The organism is Bacillus sp. SCT118 (assembly GCF_058566435.1).
Window position 1 is genome coordinate 754,615 of the sequence record NZ_CP191225.1, and the last position, 16,408, is coordinate 771,022.

Annotated in this window: 13 protein-coding genes; 11 read left to right on the top strand and 2 right to left on the bottom strand. The window is 45.2% G+C overall.

Features of this window, described 5'->3' with window-relative positions; genetic code table 11:
• Positions 1–26: 26 nt before the first annotated feature.
• Positions 27–944 (bottom strand): DMT family transporter, encoded by a 918-nt coding sequence (locus tag ACQVGT_RS03735; RefSeq protein WP_015483711.1) that lies wholly within the window; start codon positions 942–944, stop codon positions 27–29.
• Positions 945–1,043: 99 nt separating this feature from the next.
• Here ACQVGT_RS03735 and ACQVGT_RS03740 point away from each other — a divergent pair, with 99 nt between their 5' ends.
• On the top strand, positions 1,044–1,922 hold the full coding sequence (locus tag ACQVGT_RS03740) for a LysR family transcriptional regulator (RefSeq protein ID WP_015384672.1): 879 nt from the start codon (positions 1,044–1,046) through the stop codon (positions 1,920–1,922).
• Positions 1,923–2,078: 156 nt separating this feature from the next.
• On the top strand, positions 2,079–3,089 hold the full coding sequence (locus tag ACQVGT_RS03745; protein WP_015483710.1) for an LLM class flavin-dependent oxidoreductase: 1,011 nt from the start codon (positions 2,079–2,081) through the stop codon (positions 3,087–3,089).
• A 48-nt stretch (positions 3,090–3,137) separates the two neighbouring features.
• Here the strand turns inward: ACQVGT_RS03745 and araR are convergent, their stop codons facing one another.
• Entirely contained in the window at positions 3,138–4,226 is a 1,089-nt protein-coding gene (gene araR / locus ACQVGT_RS03750; protein WP_015483709.1) for an arabinose utilization transcriptional regulator AraR, read from the bottom strand.
• A 203-nt stretch (positions 4,227–4,429) separates the two neighbouring features.
• Between araR and araE the strand changes: the two genes are divergently transcribed.
• From araE to ACQVGT_RS03795, 9 genes are all read left to right on the top strand, one after another.
• Positions 4,430–5,824 carry an arabinose-proton symporter AraE gene (araE, locus tag ACQVGT_RS03755; RefSeq protein ID WP_003243899.1) on the top strand — a complete coding sequence of 465 codons (1,395 nt, stop codon included), beginning with the start codon at positions 4,430–4,432 and terminating at the stop codon, positions 5,822–5,824.
• Between the two features lie 297 nt (positions 5,825–6,121).
• Positions 6,122–7,144 carry a gapA transcriptional regulator CggR gene (cggR, locus tag ACQVGT_RS03760; protein ID WP_009968188.1) on the top strand — a complete coding sequence of 341 codons (1,023 nt, stop codon included), beginning with the start codon at positions 6,122–6,124 and terminating at the stop codon, positions 7,142–7,144.
• A gap of 46 nt (positions 7,145–7,190) precedes the next feature.
• Complete coding sequence (gap, locus tag ACQVGT_RS03765) at positions 7,191–8,198, top strand: type I glyceraldehyde-3-phosphate dehydrogenase (RefSeq protein ID WP_003219957.1); 1,008 nt, start codon at positions 7,191–7,193, stop codon at positions 8,196–8,198.
• 316 nt (positions 8,199–8,514) lie between these two features.
• On the top strand, positions 8,515–9,699 hold the full coding sequence (locus ACQVGT_RS03770) for a phosphoglycerate kinase (protein ID WP_003243051.1): 1,185 nt from the start codon (positions 8,515–8,517) through the stop codon (positions 9,697–9,699).
• 30 nt (positions 9,700–9,729) lie between these two features.
• The gene (gene tpiA / locus ACQVGT_RS03775; RefSeq protein WP_003243394.1) at positions 9,730–10,491 is read left to right on the top strand and encodes a triose-phosphate isomerase; all 762 of its coding nucleotides are present in this window, start codon (positions 9,730–9,732) and stop codon (positions 10,489–10,491) included.
• Positions 10,484–12,019: a 2,3-bisphosphoglycerate-independent phosphoglycerate mutase gene (gene gpmI, locus ACQVGT_RS03780; protein ID WP_003228330.1), complete on the top strand. Its 1,536-nt coding sequence runs from the start codon at positions 10,484–10,486 to the stop codon at positions 12,017–12,019. Before tpiA ends, gpmI begins: the two co-directional genes overlap by 8 nt.
• Positions 12,020–12,048: 29 nt before the next feature.
• Positions 12,049–13,341 (top strand): phosphopyruvate hydratase, encoded by a 1,293-nt coding sequence (eno, locus tag ACQVGT_RS03785; protein ID WP_003228333.1) that lies wholly within the window; start codon positions 12,049–12,051, stop codon positions 13,339–13,341.
• 181 nt (positions 13,342–13,522) lie between these two features.
• The gene (locus ACQVGT_RS03790; protein WP_015483707.1) at positions 13,523–14,800 is read left to right on the top strand and encodes a M20/M25/M40 family metallo-hydrolase; all 1,278 of its coding nucleotides are present in this window, start codon (positions 13,523–13,525) and stop codon (positions 14,798–14,800) included.
• A gap of 262 nt (positions 14,801–15,062) precedes the next feature.
• Complete coding sequence (locus tag ACQVGT_RS03795; protein WP_015483706.1) at positions 15,063–16,397, top strand: nucleotide sugar dehydrogenase; 1,335 nt, start codon at positions 15,063–15,065, stop codon at positions 16,395–16,397.
• The last annotated feature ends 11 nt before the right edge of the window (positions 16,398–16,408 follow it).

Genomic DNA, 16,408 nt, shown 5'->3' on the forward strand with positions numbered 1-16,408 from the left:
TGCCGCATCCGGCAAGAGGGTTTTTATTATTGTGCAGCTTTCTCGTTTATACCAATGGCCGCTGCTTTCTGCGCTTTTGATTTTGTATTCACGAGACAGATGCTCGTGACAATCAGCAGCAGCCCTGCCAAGAGGCTAAGGGTGAGCGGTTCATGCAGGAAAATGGAGCTGGCCACGATTGATATGAGCGGAATCAAAAAAGTATAAGATGCGACCTTGCTTGCTTCTCCTGAACCGACAAGCGTAAAAAAGACAAGCCAGCCGAGCGCGATAACGAATACGGAGATGAACAGCAGGCTCGTAATAAACGGAGCTGTCCATTGGATCGCCGAAAAGCTTTCTGTCCAAAAGCCGGATATAAGCAGAAACACGCTTCCGATCGTCAGCTGCAGAGCGACCATCCAGATGGAATCGACGCGGCTGCCTGTTTTTTTCATAAATACCGTCCCGAGCGCCCAGCTGATTGCGGAGCCGAGAGCCAGCAGAACCCCAATGACAGAAATATGCCCGCCAAAGCCCGCAGCACTAATGACGGCTACTCCCGCAAAACCGAGGATGAGGCCGATCACTTTCATTACAAACATGGATTCGCCGAGCCACAGCCAAGAAAATACACCCATCAGAACAGGCTGGAAGAAGACGATTGCAGAAAACAGGCCGGCCGGAAGATAATTCAGCCCGATCGTTTGCAGGCCGTAGAATAACGTAATATTTAAAAGAGCAGAAACAAGATAAATCGGCCACGTTTCTTTTAAGCGTAATTTATGAATACGCGGCAGTGCGACAATGACTAATAAAAGCCCGCCGATCAGCGTTCGGATGCCCGCGAACAATAACGGCGGAGAATAGGCGAGCGCGGCTTTGGACAGCGGCCAATTGACGCCCCACATGATGACGAGAAATGCGAGCAGGAGAGCTGTCCGCGTTTTTGAGAGCTGCTTCATTGTTCATTCACTCCTTGTAGAACTTTTCCATCATATGATACGGTAGAACATAAGATAAATAAAATGAATCTTTTTTATAAGGAGCATAAGTAAATTGTTATGACCATTACACAATTAAAGGTTTTTGTGAAAATAGCTGAAACGGGAAGCTTTACAAAAGCGGGTCAGGCGCTGAACATGACACAGCCGGCTGTCAGCCATGCGATTTCTGCGATCGAAGCTGAGCTTGATGTAAAGCTGATCATACGTGACCGCCGCAATGGCCTGATGCTGACAGATACGGGAAAACAGATCTTAGTACACATCAGAGAAGTCTTAAAAGGCATTGAAAAAGTTGAGCAGGTAGCAGCAGCGGAAAAAGGGCTTGAACTGGGAACGATCCATATCGGCACATTCTCAACAGCTTCGGCTTATTTTATGCCGAAGCTGATCAGTGCATTTAAACAAAAATATCCGAAACTTGAGCTCGTGCTGCACGAGGGAACTGTAAATGAAGTCAAGGAATGGCTTCATACGCGGATGATAGATGTTGGGATTCTTCTGTATCCAACAGAGGAGATGGAGTACATTCATTTGAAAAAAGACAAAATGGCTGTCGTGCTCAGGGACGATCACCCGCTTGCCAGTCATTCGGCCATTACGCTGAAAGATCTTGACCATGAACCGATGATCGTCTGTGACGGAGGCTATGAATCACCATTTGTCGATATGTTCAGGCAGGCGGGCGCTACGCTGCACCCAGCTTTCACGGTCTATAACATCAACACCTCGATCAGTATGATCAGAGAAGGCTTGGGCCTGGCCATTTTATCAGAAATGTCCATGTCGGGGATGCCGCTTCCGGAGCATGTGGTGACCCGGGACTTGGACCCGCAGGTATATCGTGATGTGCAGCTTGCTGTTCCGTCGCTAAAGGAGGCTTCTCTGGCGGCTAAGCTCTTTATTGAGATGGCTAAGGAGCTGTTTGGAGCAGAATAGCGGTCCAAAGCGTTCGTTTTATATTGTTCGAATTTCATCGAATCAAATTCTTTTATTCCTGAATGCAGTTGTGTTATGGTGTGATAGAAGTTCTTTCAATCATGACCTGACAGCTTTGGGCTGTTTACTGATAACACATTTGCAAAGGAGAACAATATGTCTAACAACCAACGCAAAGATACCTTGCTTTCTGTCTTGAATTTATCTCCGGTTGTTCAGGGAGGAACGATTGCAGAATCATTCCGAAACAGCATGGACTTGGCGCGCCGGGCAGAGGAATGGGGCTATCACCGTTACTGGCTTGCTGAACATCATAATATAGAAGGTGTTGCAAGCTCCGCCACTGCAGTTTTGATTGGCCATATTGCCGGAGGCACGAAGAAAATCCGCGTCGGTTCCGGCGGCATTATGCTCCCGAACCACTCTTCATTAGTCATTGCTGAACAATTCGGCACACTGGAAACACTGTATCCCGGGCGGATTGATCTGGGGCTTGGACGTGCGCCGGGAACAGACCAATTGACAGCCAGAGCGCTCCGCAGAAACATCAACAGCGGTGAGGATTTTCCAGAACAATTAGAGGAACTGCGCAATTATTTTAAACCGTCAGGAAATGTGCGCAATCAAGTTCGCGCCATTCCCGGAGAGGGCATAGATGTGCCGATTTGGCTACTGGGCTCAAGCGGCTTCAGCGCCCGTCTGGCAGGGGAACTAGGTCTTCCGTTTGCCTTTGCCGCTCATTTCTCACCGGCGAATACGGTTCCTGCATTGGAGCTGTACCGCGATTCCTTCACGCCGTCAGACGTGCTCGACGAACCGTATGCGATGGTCGGTGTCACCATTATCGCGGCAGATACAAACGAGAAAGCGCAGCACCTTGCGACTTCGCATTATCAAAGGTTTCTTGATCTTGTCCGGGGTACGCCGAACCAGCTTAAACCGCCTGTTGAGGATATGGATCAAATCTGGAGCCCGTATGAAAAAGCGATGGTCAATGAGCAGCTGAGCTCCACGATTGTCGGGGGTCCGGAAGAAGTGAAGGCGAAGCTTGAAGATTTCGTCAAAACGACACAGGCTGACGAAATTATGGTTAACTCAGAAACCTTTGAACACGCAGACAGAATGCGTTCGTTTGAAATCATCGCTGACGTTTGGAAAAACAGATAACAGCTATAAAAAAAGCAATGTAGCGGGGAGACCCATACATTGCTTTTTTTATTCATTCAGTTTTCGTGCGGACTGGCGAATGATCAACTCAGGCTCAAATATAACATCCTCTTGCTTCGGCTTTTTATGCTCTAAGCAGTCAATGACATATTTGGCGGCTGCTTTTCCAAGCACTGATTTCGGATGTTTGACAGAGGTTAGTTTCACTTCTGAGATTTGGGCGAAATGTGAATCATCATACCCGACGATAGACATATCCTCCGGCACTTTAAGATCCATCTCCCTCAGCATATCAATCACCTTCAGCGCAATTTCATCGTTATAACAAAAAATGGCTGTCGGCATGTGCTTGCTGTTTTTCTCCAGTGTGGCTTTTACTTTCTCCAGAAGTTTTGATTCTTTTTCTTCCGTTGTAAATGTCACGATCATATCCGGAGAAGGAAACAACTCACGCTCCCGGTGCGCCTGTATAAATCCGTTCATCCGTTTCACGCCTTGTGTGTCATCAGCTTTAAAAATACCCATCATATGCGTGTGGCCGAGAGAAAGCAAATGCTCCGCCGCCATCATCCCGCCTTTCACATCATCCAAGGTAAAACTTGGCGCGGCAAGCTCGGCATATGACGCGTTAATCATCGCAAAAGGAATGCCGTTTTTCTCCAAGTTCAGATAATAGCCGATGTTTGGGGTTTGAAGGGCGCTTTTTGTCGGTTCTACGATGAGTCCGTCAATATGCTGGGACAGCAGGTTTTCTAAGCCTCTTCTTTCGTTGTCCGGGTTGTTGTTTGTGCTTGTCAAAAGCATAGAATACCCCTGCTCGCTTAAATAGGACTCGATTCCTCTGATGATGCTCGGGAAAATATAGTCTGATATGTAGGTTGTCAAAACACCGATCGTTTTATTTGAATGCAGCGCTGACTTAGCAGAGCGTGAAGCGACAAAGGTGCCTCCGCCTTGCACGCTGTACAGCAGACCTTGTGATACGAGGTCTCCGATCGCTTTGCGGATGGTATGCCGGCTGACGCCGAATTGCTGCATTAATTCGTTTTCGGTAGGGATTTTTTGATCGGGCAGTATTTTGCCTTGATTAATCCATGAACTGATTTCTTCTTTTACTTGCGCGTATTTTGGTAACATATCCATTCCTCCAAAATGTATACGGACAAATTTCAGTATATCACAGCGTTCTTTGTAAGAAAACATTGACAGAAAATGCAAACAAGATTATTCTATATTTGTACGTACTAATTAAATGTAATTTTCGTTAAATTTTAATATAAGTACGTACAATTGAAAAGTATAATGTAAACGCTTTACTCAACATTCGGGAGGGCAGGGAAATGAAGAATACTCCAACTCAATTAGAACCAAATGTTCCTGTAACAAGAAGCCATTCAATGGGATTTGTCATTTTGATCTCATGTGCGGCGGGGCTTGGCGGCTTATTGTATGGCTATGACACGGCAGTGATTTCTGGCGCCATCGGTTTTCTGAAAGATTTATACAGCCTGAGTCCGTTTATGGAGGGACTTGTCATTTCAAGCATTATGATTGGAGGAGTTGTTGGCGTCGGGATATCCGGATTTTTAAGTGACAGATTCGGCCGGAGAAAAATTTTAATGACAGCCGCTTTGTTATTTGCGATATCAGCAATCGTTTCAGCGCTTTCTCAAGACGTGTCCACCTTAATCATTGCAAGGATTATCGGGGGGCTTGGAATCGGGATGGGCTCATCGCTCTCTGTTACGTATATTACAGAAGCGGCACCGCCCGCCATACGCGGAAGTTTGTCTTCCTTATATCAGCTCTTTACGATACTGGGTATTTCCGCAACATACTTTATTAATCTAGCTGTGCAGCGGTCTGGAACATACGAATGGGGCGTGCACACCGGCTGGAGATGGATGCTTGCTTATGGAATGGTGCCGTCCGTCATCTTTTTCCTTGTCCTGCTCGTCGTCCCGGAAAGTCCGAGATGGCTGGCGAAAGCGGGCAAAACAAATGAAGCTTTAAAGATACTGACACGTATTAATGGAGAAACTGTTGCAAAAGAAGAATTAAAGAACATTGAGAACTCTTTAAAAATAGAACAAATGGGGTCGCTCTCCCAGCTGTTTAAGCCGGGTCTCAGGAAGGCGCTTGTCATTGGAATCCTGCTGGCGCTGTTTAACCAAGTCATCGGCATGAACGCGATTACTTACTATGGGCCGGAAATCTTTAAAATGATGGGATTCGGGCAAAACGCCGGATTTGTGACGACTTGTATCGTCGGGGTTGTAGAAGTCATTTTTACCGTTATTGCGGTGTTGCTGATCGATAAAGTCGGACGAAAAAAACTGATGTCCATCGGTTCTGCTTTTATGGCTATTTTTATGATTTTAATCGGGACGTCGTTTTATTTTGAGTTAACAAGCGGGATCATGATGATCGTCCTTATATTAGGTTTTGTCGCTGCTTTCTGTGTCTCGGTCGGACCGATCACATGGATTATGATTTCTGAAATCTTCCCGAACCATCTGCGTGCGCGGGCCGCGGGCATTGCGACCATCTTTTTATGGGGAGCAAACTGGGCGATCGGACAGTTTGTGCCAATGATGATCGATTCTTTCGGGCTCGCCTATACATTTTGGATCTTTGCGGTGATTAACATCCTTTGTTTCCTGTTTGTCGTTACGATCTGTCCGGAAACGAAGAACAAATCGCTCGAGGAAATTGAAAAGCTTTGGATAAAATGAAAACGCTTTAATGAAACAGCCCTTTCTACGGGAAGGGCTGTTTATATTGGGATGCACCATTTGGCGCTTTCTGTATAAGATAAAGATATATAGGATAAAATATTGCTGGATAAAACGACGCGGCATGAAAACTCTGCGAATATTGTCGATGAATTGGCTCTTAACAGTTGAATAAACAATTCCACCCTGTTAAAATAATTAAAGAAAGCAGAAATGATTTTTTTTGGCTATGACGGGACGTTTTTTGTCATAGCGGGACATATAATGTCCAGCAAAAAAGGAAGGAACGTTTGAGTCATGAACCAGTTAATACAAGCTCAAAAAAAATTATTGCCTGATCTTCTGCTCGTTATGCAAAAGAGGTTTGAAATCTTGCAGTATATCAGGCTGACAGAACCCATCGGGCGAAGAAGCCTGTCTGCCAGTCTCGGAATCAGCGAGCGTGTGCTGAGGGGCGAGGTTCAGTTTTTAAAGGAACAGAACCTGGTCGATATTAAGACAAACGGCATGACATTGACAGAAGAGGGCTATGAACTGCTTTCTGTTTTGGAAGATACGATGAAAGATGTTTTAGGTTTGACTCTTTTGGAAAAGACATTAAAAGAACGTTTAAATCTAAAGGATGCCATTATCGTATCCGGAGACAGCGACCAATCCCCATGGGTCAAGAAAGAAATGGGAAGAGCGGCTGTCGCATGTATGAAAAAAAGATTTTCAGGCAAAAATATCGTCGCTGTAACTGGCGGTACGACAATTGAAGCTGTCGCCGAAATGATGACGCCGGATTCTAAAAACCGCGAGCTTTTGTTTGTGCCTGCAAGAGGCGGTTTAGGCGAAGACGTGAAAAACCAGGCGAACACCATATGCGCGCATATGGCGGAGAAGGCTTCAGGCACTTACCGGCTTTTGTTTGTTCCGGGACAGCTGTCACAAGGCGCCTATTCATCTATTATTGAAGAGCCTTCTGTCAAAGAGGTGCTGAACACTATTAAATCAGCGAGTATGCTGGTTCATGGAATCGGCGAAGCTAAAACTATGGCTCAGCGCAGAAACACGCCTTTAGAAGACTTAAAGAAAATAGATGATAACGACGCGGTGACAGAAGCGTTCGGCTACTATTTTAACGCGGACGGCGAAGTGGTTCACAAAGTGCATTCTGTCGGAATGCAGCTGGATGACATAGACGCCATCCCCGATATTATTGCGGTAGCGGGCGGATCATCAAAAGCCGAAGCGATCGAGGCTTACTTTAAAAAGCCACGCAACACGGTTCTCGTCACAGACGAAGGAGCCGCAAAGAAGTTATTAAGGGATGAATAATCCCTCAATATAAATATCTCTCACTTATTTAAAGGAGGAAACAATCATGGCAGTAAAAGTCGGTATTAACGGTTTTGGTCGTATTGGACGTAACGTATTCCGCGCAGCATTAAACAATCCTGAAGTTGAGGTAGTAGCGGTTAACGATTTAACAGATGCTAACATGCTGGCTCACCTTTTACAATATGATTCTGTACACGGAAAATTAGACGCTGAAGTTTCAGTTGACGGTAACAACCTTGTTGTTAACGGCAAAACAATTGAAGTTTCTGCAGAACGCGATCCTGCTAAACTTAGCTGGGGCAAACAAGGCGTTGAAATCGTAGTTGAATCTACTGGTTTCTTCACAAAACGCGCAGACGCTGCGAAACACTTAGAAGCTGGCGCGAAAAAAGTAATCATCTCTGCTCCTGCTAACGAAGAAGATATCACAATCGTTATGGGTGTTAACGAAGATAAATACGATGCGGCTAACCACGATGTTATCTCTAACGCATCTTGCACAACAAACTGCCTTGCGCCGTTTGCAAAAGTACTTAACGATAAATTCGGCATCAAACGCGGTATGATGACAACTGTTCACTCTTACACAAACGATCAGCAAATCCTTGATCTTCCGCACAAAGACTACCGTCGTGCGCGTGCAGCAGCTGAAAACATCATCCCAACATCAACTGGTGCTGCTAAAGCAGTTTCTCTAGTTCTTCCTGAACTAAAAGGCAAACTGAACGGTGGAGCAATGCGTGTTCCAACTCCAAACGTTTCTCTAGTTGACTTGGTTGCTGAACTGAACCAAGAAGTAACAGCTGAAGAAGTAAACGCAGCTCTTAAAGAAGCGGCTGAAGGCGACCTTAAAGGAATCCTTGGCTACAGCGAAGAGCCATTAGTTTCTGGCGATTACAACGGAAACAAAAACTCTTCTACAATCGATGCTCTTTCTACAATGGTTATGGAAGGCAGCATGGTAAAAGTAATCTCTTGGTACGATAACGAAAGCGGCTACTCTAACCGCGTTGTTGACCTTGCAGCTTACATCGCAAAAAAAGGTCTTTAATTTATAGCTGAAAAAGGACCTGACTTGGTTCTTTCGAATAGAAGCGCTATAATGAAAGCGGACAAGGGAAGGGGACGGACTCCCTTTCCCTTTTTCCATGAAGACCGGCTTTCAGAAAACGCTCTGTGATAGAGAAACGACCGCGTTTTAAGCAGCTTTGCCGGCGCTTTCGCCTAAGGCCGCTGCCCTGGCTTTTAGACGAACTGCCCTGTGCCGAAAAAGACTGCGATCTGCCCTAGCGGAGTTATCGCTTGAACAGACGGTTTCACGTTTTTCGTGCTGTATGCAAACCATTTTGAAGGAGGATCTCCTAGGCATGAATAAAAAAACTCTCAAAGACATCGACGTAAAAGGCAAAGTTGTATTCTGCCGCGTTGACTTTAACGTTCCAATGAAAGACGGGGAAGTAACAGACGATACACGTATCCGTGCTGCGCTTCCAACAATCAAACACCTTGCAGACCAAGGCGCAAAAGTCCTTCTTGCGAGCCACTTAGGCCGCCCGAAAGGCGAAGTGGTTGAGGAGCTTCGTTTAACTCCTGTCGCTGCACGTCTCGGCGAACTGCTTGGCAAAGAAGTGAAAAAAGCGGATGAAGCATACGGCGATGCTGTAAAAGCACAAATTTCCGAGATGAAGGACGGAGACGTTCTTGTATTGGAAAACGTACGTTTCTATCCTGGTGAAGAGAAAAATGACCCTGAGCTTGCAAAAGCATTTGCTGAGCTTGCAGATGTATATGTAAATGACGCATTCGGTGCTGCCCACCGTGCTCACGCATCTACAGCTGGAATTGCCGAGCATCTGCCAGCAGTTGCAGGTTTCTTAATGGAAAAAGAGCTTGATGTACTTGGAAAAGCGGTTTCCAATCCTGACCGCCCGTTCACAGCGATCATCGGCGGAGCGAAAGTAAAAGACAAAATCGGTGTAATCGAAAGTCTTCTTGATAAAGTAGACAACCTGATCATCGGCGGAGGTCTTGCTTATACTTTCGTAAAAGCGCTTGGCTATGAAGTCGGTAAATCTCTTCTTGAAGAGGATAAAATCGAGCTTGCGAAATCATTTATGGACCGCGCTAAAGAAAAAGGCGTTAACTTCTACATGCCTGAAGATGTACTCGTTGCAGATGATTTCTCTAACGATGCAAACGTGAAAATTGTGCCGATCTCTGAAATCCCTAGTGATTTAGAAGCAATCGACATTGGTACGAAAACACGCGAAACGTATGCTGACGTCATCAAAAACAGCAAACTTGTCGTGTGGAACGGACCAATGGGCGTATTCGAAATCGACTTGTTCGCTCAAGGAACAAAAGCGGTTGCGGAAGCATTGGCAGAGGCGAAAGATACATACTCTGTCATCGGCGGAGGAGACTCTGCGGCAGCGGTTGAAAAATTCGGCCTTGCTGACAAAATGAGCCACATCTCAACAGGCGGCGGCGCATCCCTTGAGTTTATGGAAGGCAAAGAGCTTCCAGGGGTAGCTGCACTGAACGATAAATAATCTCAAAACTGCTATAAGGAAGTGGAACAGATGAGAAAACCAATTATCGCCGGTAACTGGAAAATGAACAAAACACTCGGCGAAGCTGTCAGCTTCGTTGAAGAAGTGAAATCTTCCATTCCAGCAGCAGACAAAGCTGAAGCTGTTGTTTGCGCGCCAGCGCTTTTCTTAGAAAAGCTTGCTTCTGCTGTGAAAGGCACTGACCTAAAAGTCGGCGCTCAAAACATGCACTTCGAGGAAAGCGGCGCGTTCACAGGCGAAATCAGCCCGGTTGCTCTGAAAGATCTTGGCGTTGACTACTGCGTCATCGGCCACTCTGAGCGCCGTGAAATGTTCGCTGAAACTGATGAAACAGTTAACAAAAAAGCACACGCAGCTTTCAAACACGGCATTGTGCCGATCATCTGTGTAGGTGAAACGCTTGAAGAGCGTGAAGCCGGCAAAACAAATGATCTTGTTGCTGACCAAGTGAAAAAAGGCCTTGCTGGTCTTTCTGAAGAACAAGTTGCTGCTTCTGTTATTGCGTATGAGCCAATCTGGGCAATCGGAACAGGCAAATCTTCTACAGCAAAAGATGCGAATGACGTGTGTGCGCATATCCGTAAAACCGTCGCTGAAAGCTTCAGCCAAGAAGCTGCAGACAAGCTTCGCATCCAATATGGCGGAAGCGTAAAGCCTGCAAACATTAAAGAATATATGGCAGAGTCCGATATTGACGGTGCTTTGGTCGGCGGCGCGAGCCTTGAGCCACAGTCATTCGTTCAATTATTGGAGGAAGGTCAATATGAGTAAAAAACCAGCTGCACTCATCATTCTTGATGGGTTCGGATTACGTAACGAAACAGTAGGGAACGCAGTCGCTTTAGCGAAAAAACCGAATTTTGACCGCTATTGGAACCAGTATCCTCATCAAACATTGACTGCTTCAGGCGAGGCTGTAGGTCTTCCTGAAGGGCAAATGGGGAACTCCGAGGTAGGTCACTTAAATATCGGTGCGGGACGTATTGTGTACCAAAGCTTAACACGCGTAAATGTTGCCATTCGTGAAGGAGAGTTCGAACGCAATCAAACATTCCTTGACGCGATCAGCAACGCGAAAGAAAACAACAAAGCCTTGCACCTGTTCGGTCTTTTATCTGACGGAGGCGTGCACAGCCATATCAACCATTTATTCGCACTGTTAAAGCTTGCGAAAAAAGAAGGGCTGACAAAGGTTTATATCCATGGCTTCCTTGACGGCCGTGATGTAGGTCCGCAGACAGCGAAAACGTACATCAACCAGTTGAACGATCAAATCAAGGAAATCGGTGTGGGTGAAATCGCCAGCATTTCCGGACGTTACTACTCTATGGACCGCGACAAACGCTGGGACCGTGTAGAAAAAGCGTACCGCGCAATGGCGTACGGCGAAGGCCCATCTTACCGCAGCGCCCTGGATGTTGTTGATGATTCATATGCAAATGGTATCTACGATGAATTCGTGATTCCATCTGTCATCACAAAAGAAAACGGTGAGCCTGTTGCGAAAATCCAAGACGGCGATTCTGTGATTTTCTATAATTTCAGACCGGACCGCGCCATCCAGATTTCCAACACGTTCACAAACAAAGACTTCCGTGACTTCGACCGCGGCGAGAATTATCCAAAGAACCTGTATTTCGTCTGCCTGACTCACTTCAGTGAAACAGTTGACGGCTATGTAGCGTTTAAACCGATAAATCTTGATAACACAGTCGGAGAAGTATTATCTCAGCACGGATTAAAACAGCTTCGAATTGCAGAAACTGAAAAGTATCCGCACGTCACGTTCTTTATGAGCGGCGGCCGTGAAGCTGAATTCCCGGGTGAAGAGCGTATTCTCATCAACTCGCCTAAAGTTGCAACGTATGACTTGAAGCCTGAGATGAGTGCGTATGAAGTGAAGGACGCGCTTGTCAAAGAAATTGAAGCTGACAAGCATGACGCGATCATTCTTAACTTCGCAAACCCTGATATGGTCGGCCACTCCGGAATGGTTGAACCAACAATTAAAGCAATTGAAGCAGTGGACGAATGCTTGGGTGAAGTCGTTGACGCGATTCTTGCTAAAGGCGGACATGCCATCATTACCGCTGATCACGGTAATGCTGACATTCTGATTACAGAATCAGGCGAACCGCACACTGCGCATACAACAAACCCAGTCCCTGTGATTGTAACGAAAGAAGGCATTACGCTGCGTGAAGGCGGAATCCTAGGCGACCTTGCACCAACGTTATTAGACCTTCTTGGTGTTGAAAAACCGAAAGAAATGACAGGAACATCTTTAATTCAAAAATAATTTGAAAATCAAAAGGAGAGACAAAACTCATGCCATACATTGTTGATGTTTATGCACGCGAAGTATTAGACTCCCGCGGCAACCCAACAGTTGAAGTTGAAGTATATACAGAAACAGGAGCTTTCGGCCGCGCATTAGTGCCAAGCGGAGCTTCTACAGGTGAATACGAAGCGGTTGAGCTTCGTGACGGCGACAAAGACCGTTACCTTGGAAAAGGCGTGTTAACAGCTGTTAACAACGTAAACGAAATCATTGCTCCAGAGCTTCTTGGCTTTGATGTAACTGAACAAAACGCAATCGATCAGCTTTTAATCGAGCTTGACGGTACTGAAAACAAAGGCAAACTTGGCGCGAACGCAATCCTTGGCGTATCTATGGCTTGTGCGCGTGCTGCTGCTGATTTCTTACAGATTCCTCTTTACCAATACCTTGGAGGATTCAACTCAAAAACGCTTCCTGTACCGATGATGAACATCGTAAACGGCGGAGAGCATGCTGATAACAACGTGGATATTCAAGAATTCATGATCATGCCTGTAGGTGCTCCTAACTTCCGTGAAGCACTTCGCATGGGCGCTCAAATCTTCCACAGCCTGAAATCAGTATTAAGCGCAAAAGGCTTAAACACTGCTGTAGGTGACGAAGGCGGATTCGCTCCAAACCTTGGTTCTAACGAAGAAGCGCTTCAAACAATCGTTGAAGCAATCGAAAAAGCCGGCTTCAAACCTGGCGAAGAAGTTAAACTCGCTATGGATGCTGCATCTTCTGAGTTCTACAACAAAGAAGATGGCAAATACCATCTGTCTGGCGAAGGCGTTGTGAAAACATCTGCTGAAATGGTTGACTGGTATGAAGAGCTTGTTTCTAAATACCCAATCATCTCTATCGAAGACGGACTTGACGAAAACGACTGGGAAGGCCACAAGCTTCTTACTGAGCGTCTTGGCAAAAAAGTTCAGCTTGTTGGTGACGACCTCTTCGTTACAAACACGAAAAAACTTTCTGAAGGTATTAAAAACGGCGTAGGCAACTCTATCCTGATCAAAGTAAACCAAATCGGTACATTGACTGAAACATTCGATGCGATCGAAATGGCGAAACGCGCAGGCTATACAGCTGTTATCTCTCACCGTTCTGGTGAAACTGAAGACAGCACAATCGCTGACATCGCTGTGGCAACAAACGCAGGACAAATCAAAACAGGTGCTCCGTCTCGTACGGACCGTGTTGCGAAATACAACCAGCTTCTTCGCATCGAAGATCAGTTGGCTGAAACTGCTCAATACCACGGTATCAACTCTTTCTACAACTTAAACAAGTAATAAAAAGACCGCCGGGATTTTCTCGGCGGCTTTTTTATGCAAACTTTCCTAGCCTCAGCTTTTATTCTCCGCCTATCTCATTACCTTGATTTGGTAACTAATGTTCATTTTGTTGCATTTTAAAGGAATCAAGACAGCAAAACCGAAAAGAAAGGGGGTGAATAAGAGGAGGAATGTAAAAATGAAAATGATTTTGATGTCAGCGGCACTGGCTGGAAGCGTCATATGGGGATCTTCAGCTGTACAGGTGAACGGGATACAGTCTCATTCTATTTCTGAGATGGCTCCGTTGTTTGATGAGGAGCATGCATATGAAACCATTCATGAACTGAGTGAGGTCATAGGTCCGAGAGAAACAGGGACAGAGAAAGAAAAAGAAGCGGCGTCATACATATCGAAACGGATTCAAGATGAGGGATTAGCTGTTCGCATTCAGCCATTTCATGTGAAAACATATTATTCTGGTTCAGTAATGGCAGGCGATCATGAATATCCAATACGATCAGCGGATAAGAGCGCTGTGGAAAATGAAGAGAGAGTGGAGGGTGCGGTCTTAGACGGAGGCTATGGGCTCAATCTTGATGAAAAAGAAGCCAAGGGGAAAATCGCCGTTATGAGAGAGGGAAAAATATCAGTATCTCAGAAATTAAAAAACGCCCAAGCTGCCGGCGCAAAGGCTGTCATTATTTATAACAGCAAGACAAAACCTCTCGCGATCCGACCGGTAAAACCAAAACATATCACGATACCGGCTGCCGGAATGAAAAAAGAAGACGGGGAAGCTTTACTGAAAGAAAAGCAGGCTGTCATTCAATTTAAGGACTATCGAAACCGCACTTCACAAAACATAATAGGGACACGCAAAGCGCAGCACACAAAACACCCGGATATTCTTTATGTAACTGCGCATTATGACACAGTTAAAGATGCACCTGGGGCTGATGATAATGCATCAGGCACATCCGCCGTACTAGAGATGATTGAGCAAAGCAAGCACCTTCCCAAAAACAAAGAAATCCGTTTTATCTTTTTCGGAGCTGAAGAGCTGTGGTCAGCGGGTTCCTCATATTATGTCAGTACGCTTACCTCGGATGAAATCAAACACAGCCGTGCAAACTTTAATGCTGATATGATTGCGACTGACTGGAAAGACGCAAGCCAAATGTATATAACGACCCCGGATGGCAAGAAAAATGCAAGTGTCAATTATGCGGTGAATGCTGCCCAGAGAGCACAGCTTGAAGCCCCTCGTCTCACACAGCTGGGATACTCGGACCACGTGTCATTTTATGAAGCGGGCATACCTTCGGCTAATTGGATTTGGCTCAGTCCGGATACGCAAGAGCCTGGGCCATGGTATCACACCGAAAAAGACAACATCGCACATATCAGCAAAGAAAAATTGAACGAAGCGGGACAGCTCTTGTTATCTGCAGTACAAGAGGCAAATATAGATTAAAAAACAGGCCTCGGCCTGTTTTTTAAAATTTTCTATATATTCTTTCAAATAGAGGAAATATTCTCATTATCCCCCTGATAAATACCTTTTCTTAGGCACAAAAAATTCCACTTAATCGTAAATCGCATCATAATGCCCTACCAAATAAAAGGAGACAAAGCCCATTTACCGTTTTTTTACTTTTGTTATAATTGCAGTATCGATCGATAATTGTTTAATTTTGTAAAAATATATCCTTTTCTATCTTATAGGGGGTCCAAAAATGAATCCTGTCACAAAAGAAGCTCGAAACCTCAGTCATAAGCGGCTTTTAGAATTGATTGAAACAAAACAGGCTGTTGTAGGTGTATTGGGGATGGGATATGTGGGTTTTCCTCTTGCATTAGAATGTGTCAATAAAGGATACAACGTCATCGGCTTTGATAGGAACAGCGAAAAAGTTTCTTTGCTGAAAGACGGGCACAGCCATATTCGAGATGTAGACGATAGCCAATTAAAAGAGGCACTTCACACAGAGCGTTTTCAAGTGAGTGAGAATATGTCTCTCATAGAACACTGCGACATTATTGTGATATGTGTTCCGACACCTTTGAACAAAAAAGATAAGATACCCGACCTTAGCTACATAGACAGTGCAGTTGACACCATGCTGGCTTACGGAAGGCCAAATCAGCTTTTAATTTTAGAAAGTACAACCTACCCGGGCACAACAAAACAAAAAATTGCTGACAGAATGGCAGCAGGGCGGCAGGTCAACATAGGCTCCGATTTCTTTATAGCTTATTCACCTGAACGAATTGATCCTGGGAACAGCCATTACGAAGTCGCCGATATCCCTAAAGTGGTCGGCGGAATGACCCGGACTTGCACAAAACTTGCCTCAGCGTTTTACAACACCATCGTTACAAGCATTCATCCAGTAACCTCACCTGAAGTAGCAGAAACAGCTAAACTCCTAGAGAATACCTACCGTTATGTAAATATAGCTCTCATCAATGAAATGGCACTCAATTGCCGAGAACTTGATATTGATATATGGGAAGTGATCAATGCGGCAGACACGAAGCCGTTCGGGTTTCAAAAATTCAGCCCGGGCCCTGGTGTAGGCGGCCATTGCATACCGATTGATCCTTTTTATTTTAAATGGATAGCTAACCAAAAGGGATTGCAGACAAAGCTGATTGATTTAGCGGATGAAATCAATTCTGAAATGCCATTTTCAGTGTCCGACTATGCCATGAAGCTGGTTGATAAAGAACACTGCAATATTTTATTAATAGGTGCTGCTTATAAAAAAAATACCAATGATTCTCGTGAGTCTTCTGCATTTGCAATTATCGATGATTTGATGAAAAAGGGATGCACGATAGATTACTATGATCCTTTTATCAGTGAAATCTGCCTGGAAGACGGCAGCATCAAGCACTCCGTCCCTTTCACCAAGGAGCAGATCAACCAATATGATGTCGTCATTATTCATACAGATCATGATGATATCAATTACAGTATATTGCAGGATACAGCTCCTATTATTTTCGATACGAGAAACATTTGCAGAGAAAAAATGGCTGACAATGCAAAACTTATCACACTATAGGAGGGAACTGT

What these genes read in the sequence shown, in the direction of transcription:
- ACQVGT_RS03795 (WP_015483706.1), top strand. Translation starts at nt 15,063, where the DNA reads ATGAATCCTGTCACAAAAGAAGCTCGAAACCTCAGTCATAAGCGGCTT.
- ACQVGT_RS03770 (WP_003243051.1), top strand. Translation starts at nt 8,515, where the DNA reads ATGAATAAAAAAACTCTCAAAGACATCGACGTAAAAGGCAAAGTTGTA.
- ACQVGT_RS03745 (WP_015483710.1), top strand. Translation starts at nt 2,079, where the DNA reads ATGTCTAACAACCAACGCAAAGATACCTTGCTTTCTGTCTTGAATTTA.
- ACQVGT_RS03790 (WP_015483707.1), top strand. Translation starts at nt 13,523, where the DNA reads ATGAAAATGATTTTGATGTCAGCGGCACTGGCTGGAAGCGTCATATGG.
- gap (WP_003219957.1), top strand. Translation starts at nt 7,191, where the DNA reads ATGGCAGTAAAAGTCGGTATTAACGGTTTTGGTCGTATTGGACGTAAC.
- tpiA (WP_003243394.1), top strand. Translation starts at nt 9,730, where the DNA reads ATGAGAAAACCAATTATCGCCGGTAACTGGAAAATGAACAAAACACTC.
- ACQVGT_RS03740 (WP_015384672.1), top strand. Translation starts at nt 1,044, where the DNA reads ATGACCATTACACAATTAAAGGTTTTTGTGAAAATAGCTGAAACGGGA.
- araR (WP_015483709.1), bottom strand. Translation starts at nt 4,226, where the DNA reads ATGTTACCAAAATACGCGCAAGTAAAAGAAGAAATCAGTTCATGGATT.
- eno (WP_003228333.1), top strand. Translation starts at nt 12,049, where the DNA reads ATGCCATACATTGTTGATGTTTATGCACGCGAAGTATTAGACTCCCGC.
- araE (WP_003243899.1), top strand. Translation starts at nt 4,430, where the DNA reads ATGAAGAATACTCCAACTCAATTAGAACCAAATGTTCCTGTAACAAGA.
- cggR (WP_009968188.1), top strand. Translation starts at nt 6,122, where the DNA reads ATGAACCAGTTAATACAAGCTCAAAAAAAATTATTGCCTGATCTTCTG.
- gpmI (WP_003228330.1), top strand. Translation starts at nt 10,484, where the DNA reads ATGAGTAAAAAACCAGCTGCACTCATCATTCTTGATGGGTTCGGATTA.
- ACQVGT_RS03735 (WP_015483711.1), bottom strand. Translation starts at nt 944, where the DNA reads ATGAAGCAGCTCTCAAAAACGCGGACAGCTCTCCTGCTCGCATTTCTC.